Origin of the sequence: Pseudomonas sp. Sample_16 (assembly GCF_004307665.1) — a bacterium.
GTDB lineage: Bacteria > Pseudomonadota > Gammaproteobacteria > Pseudomonadales > Pseudomonadaceae > Aquipseudomonas.
Genome location: NZ_RCOB01000056.1, coordinates 1 through 2,105, shown reverse-complemented (window position 1 = coordinate 2,105; position 2,105 = coordinate 1). Strand labels below are relative to the sequence as shown.

The 2,105-nt window shown below is 51.6% G+C and carries 1 protein-coding gene and 1 pseudogene; one reads left to right on the top strand and one right to left on the bottom strand.

The window, feature by feature from the left end; genetic code table 11:
* Positions 1-461: 461 nt before the first annotated feature.
* Positions 462-641: pseudogene (locus D8U69_RS08075) on the top strand (curlin); the annotation flags it as partial.
* Positions 642-728: 87 nt separating this feature from the next.
* Here the strand turns inward: D8U69_RS08075 and D8U69_RS08070 are convergent.
* Complete coding sequence (locus tag D8U69_RS08070; protein WP_130907074.1) at positions 729-1,844, bottom strand: RHS repeat-associated core domain-containing protein; 1,116 nt, start codon at positions 1,842-1,844, stop codon at positions 729-731.
* Positions 1,845-2,105: the final 261 nt, after the last annotated feature.

Below are 2,105 nucleotides of genomic sequence, written 5' to 3'. Positions count from 1 at the left end.
CGTAGGGCGAAACGGTGTCGGTTTCAGGGGGATTGGGGGTGGGTTTGAACATGGTGGAGTTCCTTTTATACCTAGTGAAACCACCAGCACCTGTCGCTAAACAAGTAAGGGTGGCAGCTGTACGCAGGTTAGCGAACCGGGAGGTATAAGACCCGGCAGACCCGAGGGTCTCCCGCGCACAGCCACCATATCGAAAATTGCTCACATAAAACGTGGGCAATCGAAACTGATGCAATGTAGCGCTTATACCTGATCGGATCGCTAAACCCGGTCGCTGAATTGGCAGCGACACGGAAACGATAGGGACAAGGGGCAAAGCGCACAAGCCGGCGGATTCTGGCGCAGTTGTAGGTAACGACGCAAGACTGTGTAGCCTTAGAGAACCAGTGCTGAATGCTTTTAAACATGGCGTTCGGTTCTGCCCATCAACACCTGAATACGAGCTGAGCACATCTAAGGCCTCGCAACTGTACGGCGACGACAACATGATCACCATCAAACGGGCCGACACCATGAACATCGCTTACGTCACCCAGGGCGGCACCGGCAACATCGCCAGTGTCGATCGGAGCGGCATGACGCAAACGGCCACCGTGCAACAGTTTGGCTCGGCCAACCAGGCAACAGTGTTGCAGCAGTAATCGCGCGGCGTGAAAAACCGCGGCTCTTTAATTGGGGCCGCGATTTTACGACTCACATAAATCCTTGCCTTTCACAAAGTTATAAAATTAATTTAACCACCTCCAAAACCTTGTAAATAAATTCTTCTCTTCCGCACCTTTCCGAATATTCATCAACCGGCCTGCTAGAAAGTCGGCATGTCGGTTAATAACTTCATCCCTGTTATAATCAACCATAAAAGTATGAACATTCTTCCGAGAATTATCCATAAAGTGACGTAAGGAATCGCTGCCGTGAACGGTCGGATCAAGTGCTTTATATCCAGCGCTGCCAACTCCTTTTAGCGCTTTAGAATAGCCTAGGGGCGGACCGTTCAAATCTGCAGGATTTTCAATAAACGACCCGTGGTCCGGCCGGTTACTAATGTACTGCTTCTGCACTCTCCTTGATTCGATATGGATTCTCAAATTTCGAACTGACGTTTCTTTAACCGGCTCATTGAAGTTCCTTGCAACTTGTGCCAAATTGTCCATATCGTTCTGACCCAAATACTTTGAAAGTGTAAACATCGCTTCAGAATTTACTATACCAGACAAGCTCGCCTGCTTTACTACCACTGATTTTTTCACCCCCGCTACTGTCTTGGCGATTGGGCGATTCATCCAAGCCTGCATTGCTTTAAAAAGTATTGAGATATGTCCATCCTGGTCATACCGATTAATTGGGTCCCCCAAACAATACGCATAGGGATTAATGCCCCCCTTGCCAAACGGACTCAAACTGTCCGGACTGTTGAAGCGCATCAACACAGGGTTAAACGCCCGGTAGCCATTACCTAATAAATAATGGCCGGTCACCGGCTCAGGTCGTTCGCCGTTGAAACCCAGCAGACAGGGCAAGCCGTTCTGGGCACGGTGGCCGTATGCGGTGTAGACATTGGGATGAAGAGGCTGACTGGCCTTGAGACGGTGCAGCACTGAGCGCTGCAAATCGGTGTTCAACAGCGTAGTGTCGCGGTCATCGCCCTGTCGTGCCTGCTGCGCCAAGAGCTGGTCGTCGTACTGGACGATGGAGCGGTGCAATTCGCCTTGTATCTCGGTGGCCAGCCGACTTTTGCAATAGAAGCGCTGGCGTGCGGGTTCATTCGATTGACTGTGGCTGGTCAGACGATCCAGAGGATCGTAGCGATATTGGACGTACAGCGCGGGTTGACGGGTAGACATGTGCGAGCTCCGGGTTTCGAGGTCTGCGCGTTTGAGTATCTACATGCCTGTCTTGGTTGAGAACTAGCAGAACTGATAGGTGTGCATTGGGTGGGATGACGCCAGCAGCCTGATCTTCTGCCTGCGCTGCGTGAGAACCACGGCTCCTGTTGTGGGGGCCGCGGTTTTTTTCATCTGCGCATCGTCAACGCATGCTCAGGCCATCACTGCGGATCGAGGTTATCCAGTGCCCGATTTACCGCCAGTTCTCCCAGCATGATG

Coding starts and splice junctions, on each gene's coding strand:
- D8U69_RS08070 (WP_130907074.1), bottom strand. CDS start 1,844: ATGTCTACCCGTCAACCCGCGCTGTACGTCCAATATCGCTACGATCCT.